Source organism: Bradyrhizobium sp. cf659, from assembly GCF_900113725.1.
Classification (GTDB): domain Bacteria; phylum Pseudomonadota; class Alphaproteobacteria; order Rhizobiales; family Xanthobacteraceae; genus Bradyrhizobium.
Genome location: NZ_FOQJ01000001.1, coordinates 826,901 through 843,895, shown reverse-complemented (window position 1 = coordinate 843,895; position 16,995 = coordinate 826,901). Strand labels below are relative to the sequence as shown.

Below are 16,995 nucleotides of genomic sequence, written 5' to 3'. Positions count from 1 at the left end.
TCAATCGCCAAGTGGAAAAAAGTGGGATTGTGTCCCACGTCACGGATCGGTACAATTCGGACATGAATGCCAAGTCCGGGTCCAAGGTCGCCGACAAGTCGAGCGCGCCACAGCCGAATGCTGCGGGGAAGCTGCACGCGCCGCTGGCGCGGCTGCTGCGCCCGCTCGTGCGGCTGTGCATCCGCAGCGGCATGACCTTTCCGGCGCTGGCGCAACTGCTTCGCGAGCTTTTCGTCAACGTCGCCGAGCACGATTTCGCACTGGAAGGAAAAGAGCAGACCGACAGCCGCGTCAGCCTGCTCACCGGCATTCACCGCAAGGAGGTGGCTCGGCTGCGCGGCGCCGGCACGCCCGTGCACGAGGCGCCGGCGGCAGTCTCGCTGACGAGTGCCGTGATCGCGCGCTGGCTCGCCGCGCCGGAGTTCACCGACGCGAAAGGCGAGCCGCGCGCGCTGCCGCGTACGGCCGAGGGCGATGCGCCGTCGTTCGAGCAGCTCGTCGCCTCCGTCACCAAGGACGTGCGCCCGCGTGCGGTGCTCGACGAATGGATCGACCGCAAGCTCGTCACGATCAACGACGCTGACGAGATCGAGCTGGTCGAGGCGGCCTTCGTCCCAACCGGCGAGGACGACAGCAAGTGGCACTATCTCGGCCGCAATCTGCACGACCATATCGCGGCGGCCGCGCAAAACGTCTCAGGTGCAGCGCCGCGCTTCCTCGAACGCGCGGTGCACTACAACAACATCTCGCCGAAGCTGGCGCGGCGCCTCGAGGCACGCTCGCGCGAGGTCGCCATGGACGCGCTGAAGACCGCCAACCGCGAAGCCAACCGCGCGCTCGCCAAGGACAAGGGCGGCGACGCCCGCTGGAATTTTGGCATCTACATCTATTGCGAGGATGCTGACGAAGAGGGCGAGGCCAGGGAAACCGGCAAGGAAACCGGCAAGGAAAGCACCAAGGAAAGCGGCAAGGAGGGCGGTTCTTCATGAGCCGGCCGCCGCTCATCTCCCGCCGTCTGCTGCTGACGGGATTCTGGCTCGCCGGCACGGCCATTGCCCGCGCGCAGGTCAAGCGCGGCACCGATCAGGGCATCGGCGGCACCGGAATCACGCGGGGCGACGATCACGGCATCGGCGGCACCGGCATCGTCGGCGTGATCCAGCGCTTCGGCAGCATCTACGTCAACGGCGAGCGCATCACCTATGCGAGCGACGTTCCGGTCCGAATCGACGGCGAGGCGGCCAGCGCCAATTCGCTGCGCATCGGCCAGCTCGCGCGCGTGGTTGCGACCCGCCAGGCCGACGGCACGCTGGTCACGCGCAACATCGCGATCGCGAGCGAGGTCTCGGGTCCGATTGAACAGGTGAAGGGCAACGAGCTGACGGTGCTCGGTCAGAAGATCGTCACCGGCGGCAAGGAGAGCAAGCTCCGTGCGGGCGCGCAGGTCGCGGTCTACGGCTTGCGCCGTACCGACGGTGTCATCGTCGCAAGCCTGGTCGAGCCGCGGCGCGATGCGGCTGCGCGCGTCACGGGCCTCGTCGAGCGCGGACCTGATGGTCTGCATATCGGCGGGCTGAAGCTGAACGGCGTCGACCCCTTGCTCGTCGGTCAGCGCGTCCAGATCGAAGGCAGCGCGAACCAGGGCGCGATGCAGGCCGCGCGCACCCGTATCGATGATTTTTCGGATCTCGTCGGCGCGCGCCGCCTGTCCATCGAGGCCTATGTGCAGAGGATGGGCGCGAACCTCCAGCTCGGTTCCGGGCTCGTCGCCCGTGACGGCTCGCGCTTCGGGCCCGCGGCCGGCGAAGCCCGCATGGTGGTCAACGGCGCGTTCGATCGCGCGCGCGGCCTTCAGGTCGACTCCGCGCAGGCCGTCGGCCAATTTCCGGGATCGCCGACACAGGCGCCGGGTGGTGCCGGCAATCCCAACCGGTCGCCCGGCGGCTCGATCATGCATCCAGATCGCGGCGTCGCCACTCCGGGCGGCGGCCAGCCCGGCCCGGCCGGTGCGCCCGCGCCCGGATCGAGCCCTGGTCCGACGCCCGGCTCCGCGCCGACGGGAACTGGCGGTCCGTCAGGACCCGGCGGCATGGGCTCGCCCGGCGGGCCGATGGGGCCCGGCGGTGGTTTTGGTGGTCCCGGAGGCGGGATGGGCGGCGGCCGGCGCTAGGGAAGGGCGTCCTGACTAACGCGCTCTCGAGAGAAAGGAGCGCAACCGGTCGTGACGGGGATCATCGAGGACCTCGGCCGGCGGACCGCGTTCGACGATCTGGCCCTGGTCCAGAAACCAGACGGTGTCGGCGACTTCGCGCGCAAAACCGATCTCGTGCGTGACCACGACCATCGTCATGCCATTCTGCGCCAGCGCCCTCATCACCCGCAGCACCTCGCCGACCATTTCCGGATCAAGCGCGCTGGTCGGCTCGTCGAACAGCATGACGTCCGGATCCATCGCCAGCGCACGTGCGATCGCGACGCGTTGGCGCTGCCCTCCGGAAAGGCGCGACGGCAAGCCGTCGGCCTTGTCTGCCAGCCCGACGCGATCGAGTTCGGCCATGGCGCGCTCTCGGGCCGCAGCCTTGCGCATCTTTTGGAGACGCTCCAGCCCCAGCATGATGTTGCCGAGGACGGTGAGATGCGGAAACAGGTTGTATGCCTGGAACACGAAGCCGACGCGCTGGCGCAGGCGGTTGATGTCGACGCTCCGCCCCGCGACGTCCACACCCTCGAACAGCACTTTCCCGCCCTGAACGTCTTCCAGGCGCGTCACCGTACGAATGAGCGTGGATTTGCCGGAGCCCGATGAGCCGAGCAGCGTGACGACCTCGCCGCGTTTCACTTCGCCCGTCACGCCGGCCAGGACCTGGTGCTGGCCAAACCATTTTTCGACGGCCTCGAAGCGGATCATGGCTGCCCTCACGCTGGCTGAACGCCGAGCCCACCGCGTTCGGCGGCCAGCCGTCGTTCCAGCCAGCGCGCTGCCGATGTCAGGGTGAAGCAAAGCGTGAAATAGGTCAGCGCCAGCAATCCGTAGACCTCGAACGGTTGCGTCATGAGCTGGTTGTTCACCTGGCTCGCTGCAAAGGTCACCTCGTTGGCGCTGATGACATAGCCGAGCGAGGTCTCCTTGATCGTGGAGACGAACTGGCTGACCAGGCTTGGCATCATGTTGTGCAGGACTTGCGGCAGGATGACCCTGAAGGTGGTCGGAAAGTAGCCGAGGCCAAGGGCCTTTGCCGCCTCGGTCTGGCCTTTCGGCAGGCCTTCAATTCCTGCCCGGATGATCTCCGAGAGATAACTCGCTTCGTAGATGACAAGTGCGAAGAGCAGCGTCTCGACGCCTCCGACCGTATGTCCAATCAACGCCGGCAGCGCGAAATAGGTCCAGAAGATGAACATGATCAGCGGCAGGCCGCGCACGACGTAAACCACGGCGGTCGCCGGTCCGCGAAGCCAGCGATGCGCGCTGAGACGCGCCAGCGCGAGCGCAACGGCGACCGGAAAGCTGAGAGACAAACCAGCCATGGCGAGGAACAGTGTCATGGCGAGGCCGCCCACGGGGCCGTGCGGGTATTGCCCGATCAGGAACAGCAGCCAGTTGTCCTCGAGGATCTCCAGCATCAGCGGATCTCGAGCTTCAGCCGCCGGTCGGCGAAGCCGCCGAGCGCCATGATCCCGAAGGAGATCGCAAGATAGATGATGGTCGCGACCGCAAATGCTTCGAACGTCTTGAACGTGTAGCTGTCGACCTCGCGCGTGCGGTAGGTCAGCTCGCCGACGCCGATCGCCATGGCGAGGCTGGTGTTCTTGAACAGGAGCAGGGTCTGGTTGATCAGCGGCGGAATGACGATGCGCAGCGCCTGGGGCAGGATCACGTAGCTCATCGCCTGGAGGTAGTTGAACCCGATCGAGCGCGCGGCCTCATATTGCGTCTTCGGGATTGAGCGAATTCCGCTGCGCAGATCCTCGGTGATATAGGCCGCGCTGGCGAGGCCGAGGGCCACCATCGCGAGGAGAAACTCGCTGTGGTGGCCGTTGACCCACACGCGGATGGCGCGAGGCAACAGCTGGGGGACGCCGAAATACCAGACCAGGATCTGAACGAGCAGCGGAACGTTGCGATGATATTCGACGTAACCCGCGACAAGCCATTCGAGCGGCCTGAACGGAAGCATGCGAACCAGCGTCAGGATGATCCCGATCGTCATTCCAAGCAGCCAGGCCGCTACGGTCAGCGCGATCGTCGTCGCCAGTCCCCAGATGAACCAGTCCAGATATTGGCCGGTCAGGACTGCGGCCGGGTCGAAGACATAGCCCATCGTTAAATCATGCGTTCCCGATGTTCAGTTTCGCCTCGAGGGGATCAGCCCTTGATCTCCTCGATCTTGAAATCGCGCTTCATGTCATAGACCGTTCCCGGCCCGAACCACTTAGCAAAAATCTTGCCGGCATCTCCAGATGCATCGAGGTCGGCGAGCACTTTGTTGACCCGGTCCTTGAAAGCCGTTTCGCCCTTGCGGACGCCGAGCCCCCAAGGCTCGACGAAGACCGATTTTTCGACGATCGACATCGGCGAGGACGCCTGCGCCTGCTTGCGAAGCTTCACCAGGATCAGTTCCGAGGCGCAAAATCCGTCGACCTTTCCCTGCACGACCGCAAGGAAGGCCGAGGATGAATCCTGAAAAGTCACAGTATCTGCCGTCGGTATGACACGCCTGACGCCCTGTTCCGAAGACGATCCCTTGAGCGCGCTGACCCTCTTGCCCGATAGCTGTTCCAGGGTTGCGACGCCGGAATCGGCCGACACCAGTATCTTCTGCTCGCTGACAAAATACGAATAGCTGTAGTCGATCTGTTGCGCGCGTTCCTTCGACCAGCCGAGATTGGCCGCGAGAATGTCGACCCGGCCCTGGAGCAGCTCGGGGATGCGGGCCTCGACGGCCATCGGCTTGAGCTCGAGCGCAACACCGAGCGCCTCCGCGACCTTGCGGCAGATGTCGATGTCGTATCCGACGATTTCACGTGTCTTCGGATCCTGGAAACTAAACGGTTCGGCCGTGCCGAGCGTCCCGCAGACCAGCTTGCCGCGGGCCTTCACATCGTCGAGCTCGTCCGCTCTTGCCACGCCGACGGCCCCGGTGAGAAACAGGAGTCCGGCGGCGGCGACCTGGAACAATCTCATGGCTCTTCCCTTCATCCCTCTGCGGTTAGCGCAAGGCTGCACAGGCTCGCGCGAGCCGTGTGCAGGCTTCCTCGATCTTCGACAATGACGTCGCAATGGACATGCGCAGATAGGACGGCATGCCGTAGGCCGTTCCATCGATCACTGCGACGCCGGCGGCGTCGAGGAAGTGCATGACGACGTCCAGATCCGTCTTCAGGATCTTGCCCTCCGGCGTGGTCTTCCCGATCAGGCCGGCGCAAGACGGAAACACATAGAAGGCGCCGTCGGGCGGAAGGCAGGAGAGGCCGGGAATGTCGTTCAGCATGGCGACCGCACGATCGCGGCGGCGACGATACATCTCGCGGGCCTCGGTGACGAAACCCTGATCGCCATCGAGCGCTGCGGCTGCCGCCGCCTGGCTGATCGCGGACGTGCAGGACGTCGACTGCGACTGGATCGTGTTCATGGCTGCGATGAGCTCTGCGGGCCCGGCTCCGTAGCCGAGCCGGAAGCCGGTCATGGCATAGGTCTTGGAGACGCCGTTGACCAGCAGGGTCCGTTCCTTCAGCCGAGGCTCGACGGCGACGATGCACGGAGTTGCCCCGCCATCGAAGCGGATGTGCTCGTAAATGTCATCGGTCATGACCGCGACGTTGGGGTGCCGCACCAGCACGTCGGCGAGCGCAGCTATCTCGGCGGCGGAATAGAACGCGCCGGTGGGATTGCACGGGGAGTTCAGGATGAGCCAGCGCGTCCTTGACGTGATCGCCTGCTCCAGGGCCTCGGCCGACAGCTTGAATCCCGAGTTCTCGCCGCAGCTCACGATCACCGGCGTGCCGTCGCAGGCCTCGACCATGTCGGGGTACGAGACCCAATAGGGCGCGGGAATGATCACCTCATCGCCGGCTCCGAGCGTTGCGGCGAACGCGTTGTAGATCACCTGCTTGGCGCCGCCGCCGACGGAGATCTCGTTCATGGCGTAGCGGACACCATTCTCGCGGGCGAGCTTTTTGATGATTGCCTTGCGCAGCGCCGGCGTTCCGTTGACCGGTGTGTAGCGCGTCTCTCCGGCTTCGAGCGCGGCCGCAGCCGCTGCGCGGATATGCTTCGGCGTATCCAGATCAGGCTCGCCGGCCGTGAGATCGATGACGTCACGTCCTTCGGCCTGGAGCTGGCGGACCCGTTCCCGCGCGACCATGCTGGGCGACGGCTTGATCCGTTGAACCCTCGGGGCGAGGGCGATGGCACCAGCGCGGCTCATGACGCTGCCCCTTGGGCAGGAGCAGTTCCGGTGCCGATATAGGAATTGTCGACGCGGCCTTCGCGGATGGCTGCCAGAGCGCCGGCTTCGCGCGCCTCCTGCTGCCTGACCCGCTCGAGCAGCTCCGCGGCAACGGATCGGTCGAAGGCTATGACACCATCCTCGTCGCCGAGAATGACGTCGCCCGGCATCACCACCATGCCGTCGATCGCGACGGGCACGTTGATCTCGCCGGGACCTGATTTGTAGGGACCGCGATGCGTGATGCCACGCGCGAAGCAGGGGAAGCCAGCCTCGGCGAACGCTCCGACGTCGCGAACCGCGCCGTCGATGACGAAGCCGGCGACTCCCATCGCCTTCGCCCGCGTCATCATGATCTCGCCGACCAGGGCCTGGTTGAGGTCACCGCCGCCATCGACCACGAGCACGTCGCCAGGCCGGAGCAGCTCATAGGCCTTGTGCAGCATGAAATTGTCGCCGGCGCGGGTCTTGACGGTGATCGCGGTGCCGGTCAGGCGGGCGCGGCCATGGAGCGGCCGGAGTGCACGCGTGCCGTGCAGCCGGTTCATGTTGTCAGACACGATCGCGACCTGCGCGGCGGCAAAATCGGCGATGATCGCAGGCGGGACCGAAGGTGGTGAGGGAAGCAGTCGATGACCGGGCAGAGGCATAGGCAAACCGATGGGCTGTGCGCGGGAGCGCAGATTTCGTGCGAAGCCTGCCTTGTGGCCTACTTGAAGAAAAGTGAATATTTTTCTAGGTATAGTATCGCTTTTTTCGATTGATGGATGTTGAGACCATGGTGAGCCTGACGCTGAAGCAGGTCGAAGCCTTCTACTGGATCGCCGAATTGGGCGGTGTGGTAGACGCCGCGGAGCGGCTGAATCTGGCGCAATCGACCATCTCCAAGCGCATCGCCGAGTTGGAAGCGACGGTGGGGAGCACGCTGTTCGATCGCAACAGTCGAACGATCAGCCTGACGCGCAGCGGCGAAAATCTGATCGAACTCGCGGCTGAGCTATTGGAGCTTGAGGCGCGAATGCGCCAGGTCGCGGCAGGGCCGCTGGCTTTCAGTGGAGCCTTCCGGTTCGGCGTCACCGAACTCGTGGCGCTGACCTGGCTTCCAAAACTGGTTGTGGCCTTGAAGGAGGCCTATCCGGCGGTCATTCCAGAGCCCGAAGTGGAATCAAGCGTCGTGCTGCTCGACAAGCTCGCCGATCGTCGCCTGGATCTTGTCATTGGCCTGGATCCGCCGGCCAGTGCCGACTTCAACGCGCTGGCGCTCGACAGTGTCACGCTGCAATGGATGTCGGCGCCTGGCGTTGGCCCTAAGGCCAACGAGGCCGCGCTGGACGAGATCGCCCGCTATCCGATCCTCACCCAGGGGGAAGGGTCGGGCTTGCAGAAACTCGTTCTGGACTGGCTGGGCGCGAGCGGCATCAAGCTCAATCGCGTCGTCAAGTGCAACAGCCTGAGCGTTCTGTCGGCGCTGGCGGTGGCCGGACTCGGTATAACCTTTCTGACCGAGCAGTACTTCCGGCATGAGATCGAGATCGGTCTGCTGCGCACGATCAGGACGTCGCCGGCCATCCCGCAGATCAGGTATTTTGCCGTGACGCGTGCAGACGGCGTCGATCCGCTGGCAGGGCAGATCGCGCGGATCGCGCGCGAATGCTGTGATTTCTCGCTTCGAGGCTTGTCGGCGCGGCGCGTCCGTCAGGCCTAGCCCGCGCTGAGGCGCACGCCCGCGCGCAGGAACTTCTGCGGATCGACCGCGTCGCCGTCGATGCGGGTTTCGTAGTGCAGATGCGGGCCGGTGGAACGGCCGGTCGAGCCGACGAGACCGACGACCTGGCCGATCTTCACGACCTCGCCGACCCTGACATTGATCTCGGAGAGATGGCCGTAGCGGGTCGAAAGCCCGTTGCCGTGATCGACCTCGATCATGCGGCCATAGCCGCCGGACCAGCCGGCCGAGACCACCTTGCCGTTGGCGGTGACGCGGACGGGATCGCCCGTGGCGGCGCGGAAGTCGAGGCCGGTATGCATCGCAGGCCGGCCCAGGAAGGGATCGCTGCGCACGCCGAAACCGGAGGTGAACTCGACCTCGCCGATGACAGGCTTGCGATAGGGCACCAGCGCCAGCGTGCGATTGAGGCGATCCATCTCGGCGCGGGTGACGTTGATGCGATTGAGCTGCTTCTCGAACGGCCCGGCATTGGCTGTCAGTTTGACGGGCACGAACGGCCCGCCCATCGCGGTCCGCGGCACGGCGGCTTCGAGATTGGCGAGGTTCAGACCGAGATCGCTGACGACGCCGCGCATCCGGCGCATGCGCGAATCCATGCCTTCCTCGACGGCGCTGAGCGCCGCCATCTGGCGACGCTCGACCTGATCGAGAGCGGTGGTGAGGCGGATCAGGACATTGTCGAAGCCCTGGTTCTTGGCGAACTGATTGGTCGGCGGGGCCATGACGGCCGGCGCGCGCGACTCGAGCCGCGCTTCGCGATCCGGCGGCGCCACGAAGATCACGGTGTCGCTGATCGGCGACGGCTTCGGCGTTGTGCTCTGGCCGGCGTCGCCACGCTGCGGGGTCGAGCGGGGAATCGAGCCTGTCACGTCGGGCATGGCCCCGAGCGCCGTGGCCCGGGACTCCAGCGCCGTCTGACGCTTCATGATCTGGTCGAGCTTCTGGTCGAACTGCTCCTGGTCGAGCAGCTGGCGGCTGGTGGTGCGATCGACCTTGGCGCGCAGCTCGGCGATGCGGTCTTCATACGCGTACTGCATCTCGGCCTGGCGGGCGATCAGCCGGGTCAGGACGTCGTCGCGAAAGGCAAAGTACGTGGCGGTCGCGGCCGACCAGAGCCCGAGCAGCACGACGGTGCCAACCACGATCCAGAACACCACGGGCCCGAAGCGCACCTGCTTGCCGGCATGGACGATGGTGTAGGCATCGTCGGTCGCGGGCAGGGGAATGGCGATTGCCGCTGCTGCGGCGGCTGGACGGCGATGGAGAGGCCGTCCGTGGTCGTGAGGATGATGTTGGGGGTACTGCGAGTATTGGGCAGAACTTTTCGACATCGGCACTCCCGCGCCGGTCGGATGAGTCCGTACGGCCTAATTGCCGCAGCAATCTGGGCCGGTCATGGTTAATTTTCCGGAAATGGGAACAGTCGTATTTAAAGGACTGGTTAAAGACCTCTTGCCGCTTCCAGCACCTGATCGGCATGGCCGTCGACCCGGACGTTACGCCAGATCCTGACCACCTTGCCGTCGCTTCCGACCAGCACCGTGGTGCGAAGAATCCCGAGGAAGCTCTTGCCATACATGGATTTTTCGCCCCAGGCGCCATACGCTTCCAGCATCTCGTGTTTCTCGTCCGAGATCAGCGGAATGCCGAGGCTGTGCTTGTCGCGAAACTTCTCCTGGGCCTTTAACGAATCCGCGGAAATACCGATCACGGCCGTGCCGGCCGCGGTGAAGGCGTCGGCCAGGCGCGTGAAGTCGATGGCCTCCCTGGTGCAGCCGGGCGTATCGGCACGGGGGTAGAAGAACAGGACGAGCTTCCGGCCGGCATAATCCGACAGCGTGACCGCGCCGCCGCCGTCGCGGGGCAGGCGGAAGGCGGGAGCCTTCTGCCCCTCGGTCAGGACCGGCTTCGCCGCGGACGCCGATTTGGAGGAATTTAACTGTTTCGATGCGGCGCCATGCGATGCTGCTTTTGCTATGCTCCCGGTTGATTTGCTTGCCGGTGTCCGCTGTGTTTTCGCGGACTTTGTTTGAGTCGTTGCCCGGGTTTTCGGGGCCTTCTTTTTAGCCGCTGCAATGCCGGAGGGCGTCTTGGACGATTTCTTTTGGGATTTCTTGGACATACGCCTTCCTTTCGACGCTTTCGGCGGGTCAATCAAAGCGGTATTGCAGCTCTCGTCCGGTGTGCCGGAATCGCGCCCTCGGCTGGGCAAGTCTGATGGCGCCGGAGTATGGTTACAAGGAATTCCACGCACCACCCCACTGCTCGTTGAACGCGCTCCCGGGGCGAAATGACGAACAGCAGGAATATTCGAGGTATGGCGGCAATGCCGGCGCAGGGGCCCTCGCTCCCCGTCGACGGCTGCGGTCCCGGCGGCGCTCAATCCCACGATGGGCGCCTGTATCGAGAGGCAATGGCAAGGAATAAGTCGCCCCAGGATTACAATCGGGATTTCGATCGGCGCGGCGGTCATTCGGAGCCGCAGGAATGGGACGACGCCGACTGGGACCCGGATCAGGAAGCAGCGGCGGGCTATCGTGCACGCCGGCTGCTGTCGCGTTCCAATTCGGGCTTTCATCGCTTCGGTGACGGGTTTGGGTCGTTGCGCCGCTGGCTGGGCGGCGGTCGCTGGCTGAAGCGCATGGCCATCGTCGTCGGCGCCCTCGTCGTGATCTTCGTCGGCTGTTTCGGCGCGCTGTGGTGGCGGCTCGGCGCCGGCCCGATCAATCTCGACATCGCAACGCCCTGGCTTGCGGCTGCGATCGAGGACAATATCGGTCACGGCAACACCGTCGAGGTCGGCGGCACCCAGATCGAGCGGGCCGGGCGAGTCCGTATCGCCGTGCGCATCCGCGACATCATCGTGCGCGACCAGGACCATGCCATCGTCGCCACCGCGCCGAAGGCCGAAGTGAAGCTGTCGGGTGCGGGCCTGCTGATGGGGCACCTGCGCGCGGAAAGCCTCAATCTCGTCGATGCCGAGCTGGCGATCCGCATCGCGCCGGACGGCACCGTCACGGTTTCGGCCGGCGACACCGCAAAGCCGCTGGCCACCGGCGTTGCCTCCAAGAAGGACGCGGGCCTGCCGCCGACATTCCCGCGCAACGGTGCCCCGCCGCCGCCGTTCGCCACCGCGCCGGCAAGCCCGGACCCATCCCAGGCGGCGCCTCAGGCGGCTGCGCAGAGCGGCATTCTCCAGGGCCTCGACTGGCTCGACAGTCTGAGCATGACCGGCCTCGACGGCCAGAACCTCAACGAGATCGGTCTGAAGAACGGCAATCTGATCGTCGACGATCAGCAGCGCGGCAGCAAATGGTCGTTCGAGAACATCACGCTCAGCCTGCGCCGGCCGAGCCGTGGCGGCGTCGCGCTCAGCCTCGGCGAGGAGGGCGCGCGCCCGTGGTCGCTGCGTGCCACGATCGGCCCCGCCGAGAACGGTGTGCGCTCGGTCGACATCCGCGCCGACAAGGTTTCCACCGCCAACATCCTGCTGGCGCTGCGGGTCAAGGACCTCACCTATACCGCCGACCTGCCGCTGACCGGCGAGCTCAAGGGCGAGCTCGGCCGCGACGGCGTGCCGACCTTCTTCCGCGGCAAGGTCATGGTCGGCGCGGGCAACATCATCGACACCGACACGCCCGATTATCCGATGGCGATCGACTCGGCCGAGATTAACGTCGAATGGGACGCCAACCGGCGCGTGCTGGTCGCACCGTTCAAGATTCTCTCGGGCGCGAACCGCCTGACGCTGCTGGCGCATCTGGAGCCGCCGAACGGCAGCGTCAACGACTGGCAGCTCGGCTTCAGCGGCGGATCGATCCTGCTCGGCGGCATCGACAACGAGCCGCCGCTCGTCTTCAACCGTATTGCGATCGGTTTCCGCTTCGATACCGACCACAAGCGCCTCCTGCTGACGCAGGCCGATATCAGCAACGGCGAGATTGGCGTCGCCGGCACCGGCGCCATCGACTATTCGGGCGAGCCCCGGCTCACGCTGGGCTTTGCGGGAACGCCGATGTCGGCCTCCGCGCTCAAGCGGATGTGGCCGACGCTCGTCATTCCGGAGTTGCGCGAATGGGTGATCGATCGGATCGAGCGCGGCACGCTCCAGCGCATCGAGATCGGCATCAATTCGCCGACGCGGAACCTTCCGCGCAAGGGCCCGCCCATTCCTGACGACGGTCTCTCGGTCAACATCGTGGCGAGCGGCGTCGCGGTCCGCCCGGTGGACGGCATGCCGGTGGTGCGCGATGCCGATTTGAAGGCGCGCGTGACCGGGCGCACCGCCACCGTGAACATCGGGCAGGGCATTGCCGATACGCCCGCCGGCCGCAAGGTCACGATCTCCGACTTCGTCTTCGAGGTGCCGGACATGGCACCCAAACCGTCGCCGTCGCGCACCCGGTTTCGCGTCGACGGGCCGGTGCCTGCGGCGGCCGAAATGCTCGCCAATGACCGGCTGAGCGATCTGTCGGCGACCGTCGTCGATCCCAACACCAGCAAGGGAACGTTCTCGGCGAACATCCAGCTCGGCTTGCCGGTCAAGGGCGAGCTGACCAAGGCCGACACCACCTACGCCGTCACCGCCGATCTCAACGGCTTTGCCGCCGACAAGCTGGTGATGAACCAGAAGCTGGAGGCCAACAGCCTGAAGATCGTCGCAAGCAACCAGGGCTACCAGGTCAAGGGCGACGTCAAGATCAACGGGCAGGCGGCCTCGCTCGACTATCGCAAGCCGGCCGAGGGCGATGCGGACGTCCGCATGCAGGCGACGCTGGACGATGCGAGCCGCGCGCGTCTCGGCTTCGATCTCAGTCCCGCCGTCAGCGGCTCGTTGCCGATCAAGATCTCGGGCAAGATCGCCGGCGGCGCGGACCAGACCACGAAGCTCGGCGTCGAGGCCGACCTGACCTCGGTCAAGCTCGACAACATCCTTCCGGGCTGGGTCAAGCTGCCGGGCAAATCGGGCAAGGCCAGCTTCAAGGTGGTGCCGACGGCGCAATCGACCCGCTTCGAGGACATCGTCATCGAAGGCGGCGGCGCGTCGATCAAGGGCTCGCTCGAGATCGACCCGAACGGCGACCTCATGAACGCGAACTTCCCGACCTACGCGCCGTCCGACGGCGACAAGGCGTCGCTGAAGGTCGAGCGCAGCCAGGACGGCGTGGTGCGCGGCACCGTGCGCGGCGACGTGTTCGACGGCCGCGGTTTCCTGAAGTCGGCGATCTCAGGCAATTCCAAGGACGACGCCAAGAGCAAGATGAAGAACGTCGATTTCGACATCGACGTGAAGCTCGGCGCCGTCGCCGGTTTCAACGGCGAGGCCATGCGCAGCGTCGATGCCAAGATGTCGCGGCGGAGCGGCGCCGTCAAAGCCTTCACGCTGAGCGGCAAGATCGGGCGCGACACGCCTGTGGCGGCCGACTTGCGCGGCGGCCGCGCCCAGGGCAGCCGCGAGGTGATCTACCTCCAGACCAACGACGCCGGCGCGCTGCTGCGCTTCACCGACACCTACACCAAGGCGATCGGCGGCCAGATGGTGGTGGCGATGGAGCCGCCGGCGTCCGAGCCGAACACCTCGCGAGAGGGTCTCATCAACGTGCGCGACTTCACGGTGAAGGGCGAGGCGCAGCTCGAACGCGTCGCAGCAGGTGCGCCCAACGGCACCGGGAACGGCGTCTCCTTCAGCGCCTTGCGCGCCGAGTTCACGCGCCAGAACGGCGCGCTCACGATCCGCGACGGCGTGGTCAAGGGCCCGATGATCGGCGCCACCATCGAAGGCTCGATCGACTATCCCGGCAACCAGGTGTGCATGAGCGGCACCTTCGTGCCGATGTACGGCGTCAACAACATCTTCGGCCAGATCCCGTTGTTCGGCATCTTCCTCGGCGGCGGCAACAACGAAGGATTGATCGGCGTGACCTACGAGGTCGTCGGCACACCGGCCGCGCCCGTGATGCGCGTCAATCCGATCTCGGCGATGGCGCCCGGCCTGTTCCGCAAGATCTTCGAATTCAACACCGGCAAGCAGAACACGCCGTTCGACGAGCAGTTGCCGTCGGCACAATCCGGCGACAGCCCGACGGGATCAGCAAGACCGCTGTCGAGCGGTTGCAGCCTCGCGCGGCGCTAGCAGCGAAGCCTGAGTAGTCGTCATGCCCCGGGCATAGCCGTCCGAAGGACGGCGTCGCTTTCGCTCGCCTATGTCCCGGGCATCCACGTTCTTTGTGCGGCGTGGCTAAACGTGGATGGCCGGGACAAGCCCGGCCATGACGAATGCGGAGGTTTAGGCGCTAGGAAACTTACGCCGCACGCACGCCCTTCAGGAACGTGCCGACCTCGCCGGAGAGCTGCTCGGCCTGCTTGGAGAGGCTGCTGGCCGCCGCGAGCACCATGCCGGCGGCGTTGCCGGTCTCGTTGGCCGCGGTGCTGACGCCGCCGATATTGGTGGTGACCTCTTTGGTCGCCTCCGCGGTCTGCGAGACGCTGCGCGCGATCTCGGCGGTGGCGGCGCCTTGCTCCTCGATGGCGGCACCGATCGAGGTGGCGATGCGGCTGACCTCCTCGATGGTGGCGGTGATGCCGCCGATGGCGTCGACGGCCTCCTTGGTCGCGCCCTGGATCTGGGCGATCTTGTCGCCGATCTCGCGGGTGGCCTCCGCGGTCTGGCTTGCGAGCGACTTCACCTCGGAGGCGACGACGGCAAAGCCGCGGCCGGCTTCGCCGGCACGCGCGGCCTCGATGGTGGCGTTGAGCGCCAGCAGATTGGTCTGCGCCGCGATGCTGGAGATCAGCTCGGCGACATGCTCGATCTGCTGCGCACCGTCGGACAGCGCGCGCACGATGGTGTCGGTGCGGCGGGCGCTTTCCACCGCGCGGCCGGTGACCTCAGCGGATTGCGCCACCTGGCGGCTGATCTCGGTGATCGAGGAGGAGAGTTCCTCGGCGGCGGAGGCCACGGTCTGGACGCGCTGGCTGGCTTCGGTGGCGGCCGAGCCGACCACGGCGGCGCGGCGGTTGGTGCCTTCCGCGGTGGACGACATCGACTTGGCGGTGGTCTCGAGCTCGCCGGAGCCCGAGGCCATCAGGCCGACGAGCTGGCCGACCGAGGCATCGAAGCGGTCGGCGAGCGAGTTCAGCGCGTCGCGCTTCTCCTGCTCGTTGCGCGCCTTGGCCGCAACCTGCTCGGCTTCGAGCGCGCGGGCCGTCAGAGCGGTCTGCCTGAGCACTTCCAGCGTCTCGGCCATGCGGCCGATCTCGTCGCCGCGATCGGTCTCCTCGACCGGCTTGTCGATGGCGCCTTCGGAAATCTCCTGCATGCGGTTCTTCTGGCGGTCGAGCGCGCCGAGCACGTCGCGGGCGATCAGCCAGGACAGCGTCGCCATCAGCAGCATCAGGCCGACACCGATCGCGGCAAGCTCCAGTGTCAGCGCACGGACGTCGGCGTCGATGTCATCGACATAGAGCCCGTAGCTGATGGTCACGTTCCAGGGCGCGAATTTGCGCGTGAACACCGTCTTGCGGACCGGCTCGGTCTGGCCGGGGCGGGGATAGAGATAAGAGGTCACGCCGCCCGGCGCAGCCTGGTCGGCAGCCTTGAGAATGGCGTCGGCGATCAGCACGCCATTGGAGTCCTTGGCGCCCGTGATCTTGCCTTCGAGCTGCTGGTTGGCGCCGTTCACGAACAGCGAGGTGTCGGGATTGTAGACGACGGGGTAGCCCTGGCCGCCGTTGAAGCTCATGCGGCGGCCGCGCTGGTGGAACTGGGCCTTGGCCTCGGCCTGCGTCAGCTTGCCGGCGGCGACCTCGTCCTGCAGCGATTGCGCGTAGTTGTAGAGGAGCTCCACCGCGGTCCGCATCTGCTGGACGCGATCCTCCATCATGCGGCTCTTGCTGAGGACGGTCGATACCCCGATGATGGCCGTGACCGTGAGCGCCGCGAGGCAGACCATGCTGGCCAGCTTGGTGCGGATCTTCAGATGACTCAGCAGCTTCATCGCAGCCTCTACGGAATGGTTATTATTGCTCGCATCGGTAGCATGAAGTTCTTACCAATCATGAATGGAGGCATGCGGCGGCCTGCCGCGCAGGACAGCGTTCGCAGGCCTATGCGCAACCGTGCAGGCAAACCGCCATGCGCCAGCAGGCGCCGGTTCATATGCCGGAGAAAATCGATCTTGGACGTTGGTGGTTACAGAGCCTGGCTGGACCTGCAATGAATCGATTCGTTCATCGCATCATCATGTCCGTGCTGCTCGTCGCGGCCCTCGTTCTCATCTGGAACGTGCTGGGGGCGCGCTAGGACGGCACCGGCAGATCTTGTGGGTGCCGTCCTGCTTGGGGGTTGATCCGCGGGCGCGTCAGCGCCGGGCGTAGGCGCCGTCCGATGCGTCGCTCTCCTTGCCCATGACGGCATCGACGCTGATCGAGCCGCCCCCGGCTGCCGAGAGATAGAGGCAGGCGAAGCAGAACAGGATCGCGGCGGTACCGCCATTGAGCAGCGGCAGGAACACCGGCGAGCCGGTCTTGAGCATGTGGCCCATGAAGTAGGCGAAGGCCATTTCGCCCGACAGGACGAACGCCGTGAGCCGCGTGAACAGGCCGAGCATCAGGGCTGCGCCGAGCACCAGCTCAAGCGTGCCGGCCGCGTAGATCAGCGGCGGAATGTCGGCGAAGTAGGGAACCGCCGGAAACTTGAAAAGCTTTGCGACGCCATACTGGAACAGTAGCAGTCCGGTGATGAAGCGAAACAGGCTCAACAGAGCCGGTTGATAGCGAGAGAGATAGTTGAAGTTCATGGTTTGCGCCCTTCCATCCATA

General features: G+C 65.6%; 15 protein-coding genes. 5 read left to right on the top strand and 10 right to left on the bottom strand.

All coding sequences use genetic code 11. From position 1 onward, the window contains the following. Positions 1-62: 62 nt before the first annotated feature. Positions 63-989 (top strand): DUF6502 family protein, encoded by a 927-nt coding sequence (locus tag BM118_RS04180; RefSeq protein WP_177234001.1) that lies wholly within the window; start codon positions 63-65, stop codon positions 987-989. Beyond that, positions 986-2,170 (top strand): DUF5666 domain-containing protein, encoded by a 1,185-nt coding sequence (locus BM118_RS04175; RefSeq protein ID WP_092182484.1) that lies wholly within the window; start codon positions 986-988, stop codon positions 2,168-2,170. The genes BM118_RS04180 and BM118_RS04175 overlap by 4 nt, the downstream gene beginning before the upstream one ends. Before the next feature lie 15 nt (positions 2,171-2,185). On the opposite strand, the gene BM118_RS04170 is transcribed toward BM118_RS04175, so the two are convergent. The 6 genes from BM118_RS04170 to BM118_RS04145 are packed head-to-tail and all read right to left on the bottom strand — an operon-like array spanning position 2,186 to position 7,096. Beyond that, positions 2,186-2,908, bottom strand: a complete 723-nt coding sequence (locus BM118_RS04170) for an amino acid ABC transporter ATP-binding protein (RefSeq protein ID WP_092182482.1) — start codon at positions 2,906-2,908, stop codon at positions 2,186-2,188. 8 nt (positions 2,909-2,916) lie between these two features. Then, complete coding sequence (locus tag BM118_RS04165; protein WP_092182480.1) at positions 2,917-3,621, bottom strand: amino acid ABC transporter permease; 705 nt, start codon at positions 3,619-3,621, stop codon at positions 2,917-2,919. Beyond that, the gene (locus BM118_RS04160; protein ID WP_092182478.1) at positions 3,621-4,319 is read right to left on the bottom strand and encodes an amino acid ABC transporter permease; all 699 of its coding nucleotides are present in this window, start codon (positions 4,317-4,319) and stop codon (positions 3,621-3,623) included. Before BM118_RS04160 ends, BM118_RS04165 begins: the two co-directional genes overlap by 1 nt. A gap of 44 nt (positions 4,320-4,363) precedes the next feature. After that, positions 4,364-5,182 carry an ABC transporter substrate-binding protein gene (locus tag BM118_RS04155; RefSeq protein WP_210189030.1) on the bottom strand — a complete coding sequence of 273 codons (819 nt, stop codon included), beginning with the start codon at positions 5,180-5,182 and terminating at the stop codon, positions 4,364-4,366. Between the two features lie 25 nt (positions 5,183-5,207). After that, a complete protein-coding gene (locus BM118_RS04150) occupies positions 5,208-6,425 on the bottom strand; it encodes an aspartate transaminase (protein WP_092182474.1) in 1,218 nt (405 codons plus the stop codon). Further along, complete coding sequence (locus tag BM118_RS04145) at positions 6,422-7,096, bottom strand: RraA family protein (RefSeq protein WP_092182471.1); 675 nt, start codon at positions 7,094-7,096, stop codon at positions 6,422-6,424. The genes BM118_RS04150 and BM118_RS04145 overlap by 4 nt, the downstream gene beginning before the upstream one ends. A gap of 128 nt (positions 7,097-7,224) precedes the next feature. On the opposite strand from BM118_RS04145, the gene BM118_RS04140 reads away from it, so the two are divergent. Next, positions 7,225-8,151: a LysR family transcriptional regulator gene (locus tag BM118_RS04140; RefSeq protein WP_177234000.1), complete on the top strand. Its 927-nt coding sequence runs from the start codon at positions 7,225-7,227 to the stop codon at positions 8,149-8,151. Here BM118_RS04140 and BM118_RS04135 read toward each other — a convergent pair. Continuing rightward, the gene (locus BM118_RS04135) at positions 8,148-9,506 is read right to left on the bottom strand and encodes a M23 family metallopeptidase (RefSeq protein WP_177233999.1); all 1,359 of its coding nucleotides are present in this window, start codon (positions 9,504-9,506) and stop codon (positions 8,148-8,150) included. The genes BM118_RS04140 and BM118_RS04135 overlap by 4 nt on opposite strands. A gap of 110 nt (positions 9,507-9,616) precedes the next feature. Further along, entirely contained in the window at positions 9,617-10,297 is a 681-nt protein-coding gene (locus BM118_RS04130) for a peroxiredoxin (protein WP_092182465.1), read from the bottom strand. A gap of 204 nt (positions 10,298-10,501) precedes the next feature. On the opposite strand from BM118_RS04130, the gene BM118_RS04125 reads away from it, so the two are divergent. Beyond that, the gene (locus tag BM118_RS04125) at positions 10,502-14,308 is read left to right on the top strand and encodes a YhdP family protein (protein WP_177234133.1); all 3,807 of its coding nucleotides are present in this window, start codon (positions 10,502-10,504) and stop codon (positions 14,306-14,308) included. Positions 14,309-14,477: 169 nt separating this feature from the next. On the opposite strand, the gene BM118_RS04120 is transcribed toward BM118_RS04125, so the two are convergent. After that, positions 14,478-16,172, bottom strand: coding sequence for a methyl-accepting chemotaxis protein (locus BM118_RS04120; RefSeq protein ID WP_092182462.1), 1,695 nt, complete (start codon positions 16,170-16,172; stop codon positions 14,478-14,480). Positions 16,173-16,309: 137 nt separating this feature from the next. Here BM118_RS04120 and BM118_RS41170 point away from each other — a divergent pair, with 137 nt between their 5' ends. Beyond that, positions 16,310-16,477: a hypothetical protein gene (locus tag BM118_RS41170; protein WP_177233998.1), complete on the top strand. Its 168-nt coding sequence runs from the start codon at positions 16,310-16,312 to the stop codon at positions 16,475-16,477. Between the two features lie 58 nt (positions 16,478-16,535). On the opposite strand, the gene BM118_RS04115 is transcribed toward BM118_RS41170, so the two are convergent. Further along, positions 16,536-16,973, bottom strand: a complete 438-nt coding sequence (locus BM118_RS04115; RefSeq protein ID WP_092182460.1) for a DoxX family protein — start codon at positions 16,971-16,973, stop codon at positions 16,536-16,538. Positions 16,974-16,995 lie beyond the last annotated feature (22 nt).

Coding starts and splice junctions, on each gene's coding strand:
- BM118_RS04180 (WP_177234001.1), top strand. CDS start 63: ATGAATGCCAAGTCCGGGTCCAAGGTCGCCGACAAGTCGAGCGCGCCA.
- BM118_RS04175 (WP_092182484.1), top strand. CDS start 986: ATGAGCCGGCCGCCGCTCATCTCCCGCCGTCTGCTGCTGACGGGATTC.
- BM118_RS04170 (WP_092182482.1), bottom strand. CDS start 2,908: ATGATCCGCTTCGAGGCCGTCGAAAAATGGTTTGGCCAGCACCAGGTC.
- BM118_RS04165 (WP_092182480.1), bottom strand. CDS start 3,621: ATGCTGGAGATCCTCGAGGACAACTGGCTGCTGTTCCTGATCGGGCAA.
- BM118_RS04160 (WP_092182478.1), bottom strand. CDS start 4,319: ATGGGCTATGTCTTCGACCCGGCCGCAGTCCTGACCGGCCAATATCTG.
- BM118_RS04155 (WP_210189030.1), bottom strand. CDS start 5,182: ATGAGATTGTTCCAGGTCGCCGCCGCCGGACTCCTGTTTCTCACCGGG.
- BM118_RS04150 (WP_092182474.1), bottom strand. CDS start 6,425: ATGAGCCGCGCTGGTGCCATCGCCCTCGCCCCGAGGGTTCAACGGATC.
- BM118_RS04145 (WP_092182471.1), bottom strand. CDS start 7,096: ATGCCTCTGCCCGGTCATCGACTGCTTCCCTCACCACCTTCGGTCCCG.
- BM118_RS04140 (WP_177234000.1), top strand. CDS start 7,225: ATGGTGAGCCTGACGCTGAAGCAGGTCGAAGCCTTCTACTGGATCGCC.
- BM118_RS04135 (WP_177233999.1), bottom strand. CDS start 9,506: ATGTCGAAAAGTTCTGCCCAATACTCGCAGTACCCCCAACATCATCCT.
- BM118_RS04130 (WP_092182465.1), bottom strand. CDS start 10,297: ATGTCCAAGAAATCCCAAAAGAAATCGTCCAAGACGCCCTCCGGCATT.
- BM118_RS04125 (WP_177234133.1), top strand. CDS start 10,502: ATGCCGGCGCAGGGGCCCTCGCTCCCCGTCGACGGCTGCGGTCCCGGC.
- BM118_RS04120 (WP_092182462.1), bottom strand. CDS start 16,172: ATGAAGCTGCTGAGTCATCTGAAGATCCGCACCAAGCTGGCCAGCATG.
- BM118_RS41170 (WP_177233998.1), top strand. CDS start 16,310: ATGCGCCAGCAGGCGCCGGTTCATATGCCGGAGAAAATCGATCTTGGA.
- BM118_RS04115 (WP_092182460.1), bottom strand. CDS start 16,973: ATGAACTTCAACTATCTCTCTCGCTATCAACCGGCTCTGTTGAGCCTG.